Annotated in this window: 12 protein-coding genes; 5 read left to right on the top strand and 7 right to left on the bottom strand. The window is 66.1% G+C overall.

Annotated elements, in window-relative coordinates; all coding sequences use genetic code 11:
• The first annotated feature begins 216 nt into the window (after positions 1 to 216).
• The 3 genes from ABEJ63_RS13440 to ABEJ63_RS13430 all read left to right on the top strand — a co-directional run bounded on the left by ABEJ63_RS13440 (position 217) and on the right by ABEJ63_RS13430 (position 4,028).
• Complete coding sequence (locus ABEJ63_RS13440) at positions 217 to 1,674, top strand: single-stranded DNA binding protein (RefSeq protein WP_375796881.1); 1,458 nt, start codon at positions 217 to 219, stop codon at positions 1,672 to 1,674.
• A 39-nt stretch (positions 1,675 to 1,713) separates the two neighbouring features.
• Complete coding sequence (locus ABEJ63_RS13435; protein ID WP_375796880.1) at positions 1,714 to 2,421, top strand: creatininase family protein; 708 nt, start codon at positions 1,714 to 1,716, stop codon at positions 2,419 to 2,421.
• A gap of 263 nt (positions 2,422 to 2,684) precedes the next feature.
• Entirely contained in the window at positions 2,685 to 4,028 is a 1,344-nt protein-coding gene (locus ABEJ63_RS13430; protein WP_375796879.1) for an RNA-guided endonuclease InsQ/TnpB family protein, read from the top strand.
• Positions 4,029 to 4,080: 52 nt separating this feature from the next.
• Here ABEJ63_RS13430 and ABEJ63_RS13425 read toward each other — a convergent pair whose 3' ends face one another.
• Complete coding sequence (locus ABEJ63_RS13425; protein WP_375796878.1) at positions 4,081 to 4,485, bottom strand: DUF5790 family protein; 405 nt, start codon at positions 4,483 to 4,485, stop codon at positions 4,081 to 4,083.
• Between the two features lie 156 nt (positions 4,486 to 4,641).
• Positions 4,642 to 4,986 (bottom strand): dihydroneopterin aldolase family protein, encoded by a 345-nt coding sequence (locus tag ABEJ63_RS13420; protein WP_375796877.1) that lies wholly within the window; start codon positions 4,984 to 4,986, stop codon positions 4,642 to 4,644.
• A 66-nt stretch (positions 4,987 to 5,052) separates the two neighbouring features.
• Between ABEJ63_RS13420 and azf the strand changes: the two genes are divergently transcribed.
• Positions 5,053 to 5,820, top strand: coding sequence for an NAD-dependent glucose-6-phosphate dehydrogenase Azf (gene azf / locus ABEJ63_RS13415; RefSeq protein WP_375796876.1), 768 nt, complete (start codon positions 5,053 to 5,055; stop codon positions 5,818 to 5,820).
• Positions 5,821 to 6,350: 530 nt separating this feature from the next.
• Here the strand turns inward: azf and pyrE are convergent.
• The 4 genes from pyrE to hemB form a co-directional block, all read right to left on the bottom strand.
• Positions 6,351 to 6,866 (bottom strand): orotate phosphoribosyltransferase, encoded by a 516-nt coding sequence (gene pyrE, locus ABEJ63_RS13410; protein ID WP_375796875.1) that lies wholly within the window; start codon positions 6,864 to 6,866, stop codon positions 6,351 to 6,353.
• Positions 6,867 to 6,911: 45 nt separating this feature from the next.
• On the bottom strand, positions 6,912 to 7,262 hold the full coding sequence (locus ABEJ63_RS13405; RefSeq protein WP_375796874.1) for a P-II family nitrogen regulator: 351 nt from the start codon (positions 7,260 to 7,262) through the stop codon (positions 6,912 to 6,914).
• Entirely contained in the window at positions 7,255 to 8,580 is a 1,326-nt protein-coding gene (locus tag ABEJ63_RS13400) for an ammonium transporter (RefSeq protein WP_375796873.1), read from the bottom strand. Before ABEJ63_RS13400 ends, ABEJ63_RS13405 begins: the two co-directional genes overlap by 8 nt.
• Before the next feature lie 280 nt (positions 8,581 to 8,860).
• A complete protein-coding gene (gene hemB, locus ABEJ63_RS13395; protein ID WP_375796872.1) occupies positions 8,861 to 9,850 on the bottom strand; it encodes a porphobilinogen synthase in 990 nt (329 codons plus the stop codon).
• 86 nt (positions 9,851 to 9,936) lie between these two features.
• On the opposite strand from hemB, the gene ABEJ63_RS13390 reads away from it, so the two are divergent.
• Positions 9,937 to 10,482 carry a DedA family protein gene (locus ABEJ63_RS13390; RefSeq protein WP_375796871.1) on the top strand — a complete coding sequence of 182 codons (546 nt, stop codon included), beginning with the start codon at positions 9,937 to 9,939 and terminating at the stop codon, positions 10,480 to 10,482.
• A gap of 256 nt (positions 10,483 to 10,738) precedes the next feature.
• On the opposite strand, the gene ABEJ63_RS13385 is transcribed toward ABEJ63_RS13390, so the two are convergent.
• A complete protein-coding gene (locus ABEJ63_RS13385; protein ID WP_375796870.1) occupies positions 10,739 to 11,281 on the bottom strand; it encodes a CDP-2,3-bis-(O-geranylgeranyl)-sn-glycerol synthase in 543 nt (180 codons plus the stop codon).
• Positions 11,282 to 11,313: the final 32 nt, after the last annotated feature.

Here is an 11,313-nt window from a genome sequence, read left to right as displayed (position 1 = left end):
ACGCTGGTCCCTGGCTCCGCAAGCCAAGAGGATAGTCCACTACCCTAACCGGACTGCTTCTCCGTAGCCCGCTCCCGAGTAAAGGGGTTACGGTTCGGGGGCCTGCCCGTGGCCACCCGGGTGGCGGTCGCCGATGGCGTCTCCGCGCCGGTCGCTCTGGAGTCGCCCCGAGCAACGACAACCATTAGTCCGAGCCACGCGGTGACCCGGATAGTAATGAGTGACATCGAGGAGGTGTACGCGGATCTCGACGCCGATGTCTCGCTGGAGGAGTTCCGCGAAGCCGTCGAGGCCAAGGTCGAGCAGATGGGCGGGCTCGCGGACGAAGAGACGGCCGCGATGCTCATCGCCCACGAGCTCACCGAGGGGGAGGTCGAGGGCATCGCGGACATCGAGCCCGGCATGGAGGAGGTGAAGTTCCTCGGCAAGGTGGTGTCTGTCGGCGAGGTGCGCACCTTCGAGCGCGAGGGTGAGGACGACGACGGGCAGGTGTGCAACATCGAACTCGCCGACGAGACGGGTCGTGTGCGCGTCGCGCTCTGGGACGAGGACGCCGCGGCCGCACAGGACGAACTTGCCCCCGGGCAGGTGCTACGAATTGCTGGCCGCCCCAAAGAGGGGTACAACGGGCTCGAGGTGAGTGCAGACCGCGTCGAGGGAAATCAGGAGGCGACCATCGATGTCGATGTCGGCGACGACTCCGCTATCGACGCGCTCACCATCGGCCAGTCGGACGTGAATCTCGTCGGGCGCGTGCTCGACACCGACGAGGTGCGGACGTTCTCGCGGGACGACGGCAGCGAGGGCCGGGTGGCCAATCTGACGCTGGGCGACGAGACAGGCCGCGTGCGCGTCACGCTGTGGGACGAGCAAGCCGACCGCGCCGATGAGCTGTCGGCGGGCGTCTCTGTCGAGGTGATCGATGGGTACGTCCGCGAGCGCGAGGGGGATCTGGAGCTGCACGTCGGCGACCGGGGCGCCGTCGAAGAGATCGACGAGGACGTCACCTACGTTCCCGAGACGACCGATATCGACGCCGTAGAGATGGGCGAGACGGTCGACATCGCGGGTGTGGTGCGGTCTGCAGACCCCAAGCGGACCTTCGACCGCGACGACGGCAGCGAGGGACAGGTGCGGAACGTCCGCGTCCAGGACGACACCGGTGACATCCGGGTGGCGCTGTGGGGCGACAAGGCCGATCTTGACGTTGCCCCAGGCGACGAACTGCTGTGTGCTGACGTGGAGATACAGGACGGCTGGCAGGACGAACTCGAGGCATCTGCGGGGTGGCGGTCGACCGTCTCGATGCTGGATGACGGCGCGACGGCGGCGACCGATCCTGCGTCGGACCGCGGGTCGAGCGAGCAGGGGCTCGACGCCTTCGCCGCTCCTGATGACCGTGCCGACGCCTCCACAGGGGCCACGGATGGGTCGTCCACGTCCACGTCTACAGGCGGGTCGACCACGTCCGCGGACGGGTCGGGCAGCGACGCCGCAACGACGGGGCTCCGCGAGTTCACGGGTACCGTCGTCCAGACGGGCGATCCTGTGATGCTCGACGACGGCGAAGAGGCGGTGACGGTCGCGACGAGCGAGGACGTGAAGCTCGGCCAGGAGGTGACCGTCCGCGGTGAGATGCGCGACGGTACACTCCACGCCGAGGAGCTGTTCTGAGACCGCCGGCTACTTGCGGCTTCGGCGGCCACGCCGGGTATGCACCTTGCCGAGATGTCGTGGACGGACGCCCGCGACAGTGACGCCGACCTCGCGGTTCTCCCGGTCGGCAGTACCGAACAGCACGGGCCGCACGCACCGCTCGGCGTCGACTCGCTGTCGGCGAGCGCCATCGCCGAGGCAGGCGTCGACGCCTACGAGGGGTCGGTCGTCATCGCGCCGTCGATTCCGGTCGGGGTCGCCGAGGAGCACCGTGCCTTCGACGGGACGATGTGGGTCGGGGAAGACGCCTTCCGGGCGTACGTCGGCGACGCCGTCCGGTCGTTGCTCGACACGTTCGGCCGCGTAGTGGTCGTCAATGGTCACGGCGGCAACACAGATGCACTCCGGGAGCTGTGTGCCCGGGTTACTCGCGACCGCGACGGCTACGCCGTCCCGTTCACGTGGTTCGACGTGGTCGCGCCGGACGTCCCACTGGGCCACGGCGGCGCCGTCGAGACATCGCTGATCCTCCACCTCCGGCCCGACCTGGTCCACGAGGAGCGATTCGCGGCTGCCGCCGAGGGGATGGGTGAGTCGTTCGGTGAGTTCGTCGACGGGACCAACCTTGCGTACGACTTCGACGAGTTCACCGACAGCGGCAACATCGGTGATCCCGGTGAGGCGAGCGCTGCGCTGGGCGAGGAGTTGCTGGCGGAGTCGGCCGCCGCGCTGGCGAACGTGCTCGCGGCTGCCGCCGAGCGGTAACTACCTTTCAACAGCGAGAGAGTCCCGCCGTTCACGGCGGGCGTGAATCGCGTAAGCCCGGTTCCACCACCGCCACGTTACTGCGTATCTTGAGTCTCCAACGTTTCCAGCCCTGCTTCTAACACCTCTGTATAGGCTTTCGAGAGGTCCAACTCATTCGCTTCTGCGTAGTCTTTGACTCGACCACCGAGCGTGTGTGAAATGTCGATGTTTGGGCGCATGACGAAACGTCTTTCAGACCAAAAGTATAAACATCTGTTGTCGTGAAGCGTACCAACACGTTCGCCGTACGACCGCTCACTGACGACGATGAGCAGGTCCTACGGGACCTGTTGGACGCTTCCGCCGCTCTCTGGAACGAAATCAATTACGAGCGCCTCATGCGCTACAACGACGAAGATGGTTTCGAGGGCGACGTGTGGGACGCCAATACAGGCGCTCTCGAAGGCAAGTACAAAGGCGTTCTCGGCGCGTCCACCGCTCAAACTGTCGGGCGGTCAAACAGTGAAGCGTGGCGGTCGTTCTTCGAGACCAAGAACGCGTATCACGATGAGGCGAACACGTCGGTCACGGAACACCCCGAACCGCCGGGCTTCCGTGGCAACAAGGACGACGGCCGTGTTCTCAAAAGCGTCATCCGCAAAGACGCATACAGCGTTGAATGGGGTGACCGTTCCCGGCTTGAGATGGTCGTCGGAGAAGAACTTCGAGACAGACACAACAGTCCGAAAAGCCGCCTTCGGCTGGTAATCGTAGGCGACCCGACCTGGCCTGACTACGAGGACCAGAGTCGGTTGATGCTGTGGTACGATGAGACCGATAGCACCTTCCGAGCTTCGCAACCCGTGACTGTTTCTGACGATGTACGGGAGACACCACTGGCCGATGAGGCGGCCGCTCTGGATATTGGTGCAAACAATCTCGTTGCCTGTACCACCACGACCGGCGAGCAATACCTGTACGAAGGCCGCGAGTTGTTCCAGCGATTCCGCGACACGACACGAGAAATCGCCCGGTTACAGTCCAAGCTACCGGAAGGCCGATACAGTAGCGAGCGTATCCGGCGGCTGTACCGGAAACGGACTCGTCGCCGCGACCACGCCCAAGAGGCACTGTGTCGTGACCTGCTGGAACGACTGTACGCCGAGGGCGTGGACACGGTGTATATCGGTGGCTTGACCGACGTACTCGAAACGCACTGGTCGGTCGAAACCAACGCCAAGACCCACAACTTCTGGGCGTTCAAGCAATTCACCGAGCGACTGTCGTGTACCGCCGAGGAATACGGCATCTCGGTGGAAGTCCGGTCGGAAGCGTGGACCAGCCAAGAGTGCCCGCAGTGCGGTTCGACAGACCGAACAACACGGCATCAAGACACGCTCACCTGTCCGTGTGGGTTCGAGGGACACGCCGACCTCACGGCGTCAGAAACGTTCCTGAGACGGCACACAGAACAGGCAGTCAGGCCGATGGCACGGCCCGTGCGGTTCGAGTGGGACGACCACAACTGGTCGGGGACACCACACCCTCACGAAAGTCCCAAAGAACAGCGCACAGACCCGAGTACCGTCCACCGTGACGGGAATGTTGCCTCCGGCGAGTCGTAGACCGGCTGAGACTCCCACGGAGGAAACCGCGCCGTTCACGGCGCGGAGGATGTCATTTGTCGGCGTCTTCGTGTGCGTCCTCGAGTGCGCTCCGCAGCTCGGGGAGTGTCGTCGCCAGCCCTGCCACCTGCTCGTGGGCCGTCTCGATGTCGCCGAGCAGTGCCTCAAGCTCTGCCAGCTCTGTCTTCAGGTCCTCCGCATCGTCGAATGCGTCGGCCCGCTCCCCGATGACGAACTGCTTTTTCGCCTCGCGGAGCCGTTCGGCGGCGTCGCCGATGTCGAGGGCGCCCTTCAGCGCGTTCATCACGCCGAGCGTGTTGTCCGCCTCGGCCGTCCAGACATCGTCCGCGTCCGGGAGGGCTGCTCGCGCGTCCGCGAGTGCCTCTTCCACCTCGGCGCGCATCTCGGTGGCCGCCTCCCCGAACAGCTCGTCGTCGTCGAACGTCGACTGGCTCATACGCTCGCTTCGCTCGCCCACACTATATAAACGAGCCCGAAAGCGGAAGTGAAGCCCACTCCCGCTCTACAGGCGGAACAGGCCGAGTGCCTCGGGGCGTGACCCCGAGGCGGTTCACTGGCGGTCGGGATCACCGTGGCTTCAGGCGCCAGACGCTCACGGCTCGACGCTCACGACCCGCATCCGCGGGTAGCCGTCGACCATTCGCATCTCCGTGTGGACGAGGACACCCTCGTAGTCGATATGCATCTCCACGTCCATCAGCGCGCCCGTCAGCTCCGTGTATCCCTCGTCGTGGTCGATGGCCTCCCGGACGCGTCCCTCGTCGATGGTGACGGTCACCGATTCGCAGAACGGCTGGTTCTCGATGGCCTCGGCCATCGCCTGCTCGAGTGACGCCGTCGAGTCGGGGGCCACGGGTGTCCCGGCGAACTGGTGATAGAGGCTGCCGAACTTCACGCCCGCCTCGAAGCAGGCGGCCTGCGGGTCGGTCGGGTCCATACCGACACGTTGGTCCCGGCGGGCTTGAACCGGACGTTTCTTGTCTGCCAGCCGCGACCCGTCAGTATGGACGAGCCCGTGCTGTTGACCGGCGCCGGCGGCCGGGTCGGCGGGGCCATCCTCGATGGGCTCGCGGACGCGTACGACTGGCGACTTCTCTTTCACAGTGCACCCGCCGAGGAGCCGAGCCACGAGTATCTCGTCGGCGACGTGGTCGATGCCGCCCTGATGCAGGAGGCCTGTGACGGGGTTGGCGCTGTCGTCCACCTCGCCGGGGATCCCCGCCCGGACGCTCCGTGGGATTCGGTGCTCGAGAACAACATCCACGGAACGAAGGTGTTGTACGACGCCGCCGTCGAAGCCGGTGTCGAGAAGTTCGTCTACGCCTCTTCTAACCACGCTGTCGGCCACTTCGAGCCGGAGCGCACGCCCGACCTCTATCGTGCGCACGACGACTTCCTGCTGGACGGCACGGAACTTCCCCGCCCTGGCAACTTCTATGGTATCTCGAAGGCTGCCGGCGAGACCATCGGCCGGTTCTACCACGACGAACACGGCATCTCGGTGTGCAACATCCGTATCGGCAATCTCACCGAGGATCACCCTCCTATCGATTACGAACGCGGACAGGCGATGTGGCTCTCCCACCGCGACTGTGCCCAGCTCCACCAGTGCGCGCTCGAGGCTGACTACGAGTACGAGATCGTCTACGGAATCTCCGACAACGACCGCAAGTACTACTCGCTGGAGCGCGCGAAGGAGGCCCTCGGCTACGAGCCGGCGGACAACTCCGCGCACTTCGATGGGACAGAGCGGGTCGGCACGGACGGCTGAGCCGGCCAATCGGCACACGATTTAACTGACGTCCCGCTGGAGAGCCGTCTATACGCCTCTGGACGGCATTCAAGCAGGCGGTGAAGTACCACAGTGCCGCCTCGCTGGCGACGCTCCTGGGGGTGGGAATCGCCGTCGCGGGGCTGTGGGTTGGGCTGGTCGAGCCGGTGCTCCAGACGACACCGACCACGACGGCCCCTCGACAGCTGCTCCAGCAGCTGTTCTCGGCCCAGTACAACCTCCCGTTGGCGGCTGGTGCCGTCGTCATCGGCCTGCTCGTCCGGCGAGTGCTCCGGACGACCCTGCTGTTCAAGACCCACGGCACGGCCGTCGTCGAGGTGGTCGACCAGCCAGCAGAGCCGAGCGGCGGCGCCGCGAGCGGGGGCGAGAGCGGAACCACTGATCCGCACGCCATCGGGGGATCGGGACAGACGACGACGTTGCGGGCGGAGACGACGGTGAGCCTGACTACGAGGAGCGGCTGTTCGACGAGGAGTGACCAACCTGGTTCAGTGCGCGACTCCCGCTGTTTACCGATCAGCGAGCAGTTCCGAGGCGGTGAGCAGCGCCTTCAGTTCGATGCCGTGGTCGGCAAGATGCTCGCGGGCGCCCTCTTCGCGGTCAACGACAACGAGAACACGGTTCACGACGGCTCCCGCCTCGCGGAGTGCCTCGACGGCGTCGACAGCCGACTGGCCCGTCGTCGCGATGTCCTCGATGACGACGACCTCTTCACCGTCCGTGAGTCGGCCCTCGATGCGGTTGCCGGTGCCGTAGTCTTTGGTCTTCTTGCGCACGATGACATACGGTGCGTCGGCAGCGACGCTGGTCGCGGCCACGAGCGGGACGGCCCCAAGCGCGACGCCGGCTAGCTTCCCGTCTGTGCGCTCGGCAAAGGCATCGGCGATGAGTCGGAGACAGCGCGGGTCCGTCTCGAAGAGATACTTGTCGACGTAGTAGTCAGAGGTGCCGCCGTGTGACAGTTCGAACTCGCCGAACCGGACGGCGTCGGCCGCCCGCAGCGCCGCGAGCAACTCGCGTGGCATGTGCGGGCTGGGACGTGCCGGAAGATAAACGCGCCGGAACGGGTCTCAGACGGCGTCGGGGCCGGTCTTGCCGGTGCGGATCTGGTAGGCGCTCTCGACAGGGAGCACGAACACCTTGCCGTCGCCGGGCTCGCCGGTTTTGGCCGACTCGCTGATCGCCTCGGCCACGTCTTCGGCGGGGATGTCGTTGACCACACACTCGATTTTCACCTTCTGGTGGAGGTCGACGGTGTACTCCTCGCCGCGCCACTGGCCCGTCTTCGCGGGCTGTGAACCGCGCCCGGAGACATCGGTGACGGTGAGCGACGGTGCGCCGATTTCGGCGAGCCCCTCTTTCACGTCCGGCAGCTTGTCCGGCCGGATGAACGCCATCACCAGCTTGATCTCCTCAGTCATCGGCCTCACCCCCGTAGCCGCCGTCGGTGCTGACGGTCGGGCTTTCGCGGCTTCCGCCCGCAACGAACTCGGGATACACAGAGACGCCGTGCTCGCTCTCGTCGAGCCCCGTCTCTTCCTCCTCGTCGGAGACGCGCAGTCCGAACAGTGCGTCGGCGATGCCGAAGGTGACGATGGAGCCAACGACAGCCCACGTCCCGATGACGACGACACCGACCACCTGGACGATGAGCTGGCCGACAGAGAAGCCGCCGACGGCGAACACCGGAATCAGAGCCGTTCCGATGGCGCCGGCACTCCCGTGGACGGCGAAGACGCCACAGACGTCGTCGATCTTCAGCGAGTCGACGACCCACCGGTACGTCGGCAGGACGAGTGCGCCTGCAATCGCACCGAGGATGGCTCCGCCCCACCACGTGACGTGGGGGACGGCGCCGGTCACGGCAACCAGGCCCGCGAGGATGCCATTGGCGGTCCACAGGGGGTCCGGCTTCCCCTGGAACGCGCCGGAGACGGCCATCGCAGCCAGGCCACCGGCTCCCATGCCCAGCGTCGTGACGAGTGCGACACGCCCGAGCTGGGCGCTCAGGAGGACGTTGTCGCCGCTGAAGATGGAAGACGTGCCGACGTTGAAGCCGTACCAGCCGAACGCGAGAATGAACGTCCCCAGCACGGCCAGCAGCATCGAGTGGCCGGGGATGGCCTGTGCGTCGCCATTCTCGTCGTACCGCTCCTTGCGGGGGCCAACCATCTTCGCTCCCATGAGGCCGGCCATCCCGCCGAGCATGTGGACGACAGTCGCGCCGGCGAAGTCGAGATAGCCTGCGCCGAGCGCCTGGCCGATGAACCCATTCGCCGAGAGCAGCCCGCCTGCCCACGTCATCCCCGTCGTCACCGGGTAGATGACGGCGGTCATCACCGCCGCCACGAACACGTAGGCGGTGAAGTTCATCCGGCCGGCGACAGCGCCAGAGACGATGGTGGCGGCCGTCATGGCGAACACTGCGCCGACGAGCCAGCCGACCCACGCGGTCGGATCAGCGAGATACGCGAACGGCGAGCCGATGGCACTCCCGCTCGTCAGCGCTCCCACGACCGACGAGAGCCCAAAGCCGACGATGAAGTACGCCAGCACGCCCAGCGTCCAGTCGGTCATATTCTTCATGAGGACGTTGCCCACGTTTTTGGCGCGCACCTGGCCCGCCTCCAGCAGCGCGAACCCTGGCTGCATGAAGAAGATGAGGAACGCCACGACCAGCGCCCAGATGGTGTTTGCCCCTGCTGCGACCTCCGGAGCCACCTGCAGCGGGACCGTCACGAGTGGACACCTCTTGCCCAGATTCCGTTCGTATTCTGTACTTCGGTGTATTTTACACCGAATCCCCCAACGTTCGTCTCGTGCATTGCATCTGACGTTCACGAATTCGTATGTAATAAGCACTTGGTTGACAGATGTGAATATATGTACTGTTCGGTGGTCGTATGCGCAATTTACACAAGAATATTACGTATTTAAGGTTGTGGCGCGTCCAGATACCGACCGTTCGTGTGGCTCGTATCTGCCCGTTCGTCCACCCGATATGCGGCCGTCGCCCGGCTCAGAGCCGGCGCGCGACCCGCTCGCCAAAGTACGTCAGGATGAGGTCTGCGCCCGCCCGCTTGATCGCAAGCAGCGACTCGTGGGCGACCTCGTCGAGGTCGAGCCACCCTTGCTCGGCGGCCGCGTGCAACATCGCGTACTCGCCGGAGACGTTGTAGGCGGCGACGGGTCGGTCGACCTGCTCGCGGACTTCACGCAGGATGTCGAGGTACGGCAGTGCCGGCTTCACCATCAGGGCGTCGGCGCCCTGCTCGACATCGAGTCGCACCTCACGGGCCGCCTCCCGCCGGTTTCCGGGATCCATCTGGTAGTGCCGTCGGTCGCCGAAGGCGGGCGCCCCATCGGCGGCATCCCGGAACGGCCCGTAGAATGCCGACTCGTACTTGGCGGCGTACGCGAGTATCGGCACGTCCTCGTGGCCACCGGCGTCCAGCCCCTCGCGGATGGCGGCCACTTGGCCGTCCATCATCCCCGAGGGGGCAATCATGTCTGCGCCTGCCGCGGCGTGTGAGCGGGCGACCGAGGCGTACCGTTCCAGAGTCGCGTCGTTCTGTACCGTCAGCCCGGCATCACCGTCGCCGTCGCTGGCGTGTTCCTCGAGGATGCCACAGTGGCCGTGGTCGGTGTACTCACAGAGACACAGATCCGTCATCACGTACGCGTCCGTCTCGGCGGTGATGCGGCGGGTCGCCCGCTGAATGACGCCGTCCTCGACGTCCGCCCGCGACCCGGTGGCGTCCTTCGACTCGGGGACGCCAAAGAGGATGACCGACTCGATGCCCGTTTCGGTAATCTCGCGCACCCGCGCGACTGCCTCCTCGACCGGGACCCGTTCGTGGCCCGGCATCGACTCGATTGGCACCCGCTCGTCGGTCGTCGCGTCGACGAACACGGGCACGACGAAATCCGACGGCGAGAGTGTCGTCTCGCGCACGAGCCCCCGCACCCCGTCTGCGCGGAGTCGCCGTGGCCGGTCGGTGATATCCATACGTGTGTGTGGGATATCACGGCTCAAAACCGCGTCGTTCGTGCGCGACGGTAAGGGATTTACCGGCCGGCCGGCAACCCCACTGCGTGCCGGGTCAGGTCGATATCCGTGGGTTCCTCCAGGACGCCGTCGCGGAGGCGACGCCTGTCATCGGCGAGATTCTCGCCTCGGAGTTCGCCCTTCTCGTTCTGTTGGGCGTGTTCCTACTCGAGGGGGCGATGCTGCTGTATTTTGTCCCAAGCGAGGGAATCGTCCCGGCGGCGGTGCTCTTGCTCGGCACGGATCCCGCGGATATCGCCGTCGTGCTGGTCGTCGCCGTCATCGGGGCGACGGCCGGCCAGTTTGCGCTGTTTACCGCCGCGAAGCGACTCGGCCGCGAGCGACTCCTCGAGCGCCGGTGGTTTCGGGTCGACGGTGACAGACTCGCTCGATTCGACACCTGGTTCGACCGCTGGGGCCCTGTCGTCGTCCCCGTCTCCAACACCCTCCTGTTCACTAGAGGGATGCTCACCGTCCCGGCAGGGCTCGCCGAGATGGATGACCGTCGGTTCGTCGTGTTATCGGCGCTGGGCACCCTCTCGTTCGAGTGTCTTCTCGCCGGCGTGACGGTGTTCCTGCTCGGCGGCTCCTGACACGGAGCAAGCGAACGCCCACCGCTTCGGAGGTGGGCGGATATCAGCGACCGAGCGTGACCGGCGGGCGCACTCTCGGGCTGCCAGAGCGTGATATCCCGGGCAGCGGCGCGGTGGCTTGCCCTCCTCCTCCTCCCCGTGGAGGGTTGGCACTCGCGCGTTCCGTGTCAGCCCAAGACTGTCGGTACGGGGTGTCCCCATCCGGTGTCCCAGCGTGGCACACGGACGCGGGGCTCCTTGAGAGCCCGACTGGTGGTCAGTAGGGCTCTTCCTTCAGCCCGAGCAGGTACGCGCCGGCGTTCGTCGACAGATGAAGCACGGGAGTGACGACGACGACGGCGACGATGACGGGGAGCGTGAAGACGCTCGCGGCCCACGCTGGCGCGACGAGAAACGCGAGCACCAGTGCCGCGGCGACGAAGTCGAGCTGGTCGAGGCCAGGGAAGGAGGCTCCGCGCTCACGGCCGGTTCGACGCTTGAGGAACGACGCCAGGATGTCGCCGGCCATTGCGCCGGCCGCGAGCGCGACAGCCGCTGCCGGCGGGAATCCCGGCAGGTCGAGCCCGGTCGCCCCCGCGATGGCTGGCCGGCCGAGGTTGAGCAGGCCGGCCAGCAGCACGCCGGCGAGTGTCCCGCCGGCGGTCCCGCGCCAGGTCTTTCCGTCGCCGAGCAGCCGCCGACCGCCGTACGAGCGGCCGGCATCGATAGGCGTCCCGCCGCCCACCAGCACTGCGGCATTGTTGGGGACGTATGCGGGCAGCATCGCCCACACGGCGACGGCCAGCGTCTCGACGACCATACCGGGCGTGGACGTCCCCGGCGTAAAGTCGC

The organism is Halosegnis sp. (genome assembly GCF_042216475.1).
Taxonomy (GTDB): domain Archaea; phylum Halobacteriota; class Halobacteria; order Halobacteriales; family Haloarculaceae; genus Halosegnis.
Note: the sequence above shows the minus strand (reverse complement) of the source record. Positions and strands in the feature narration are given on the sequence as shown.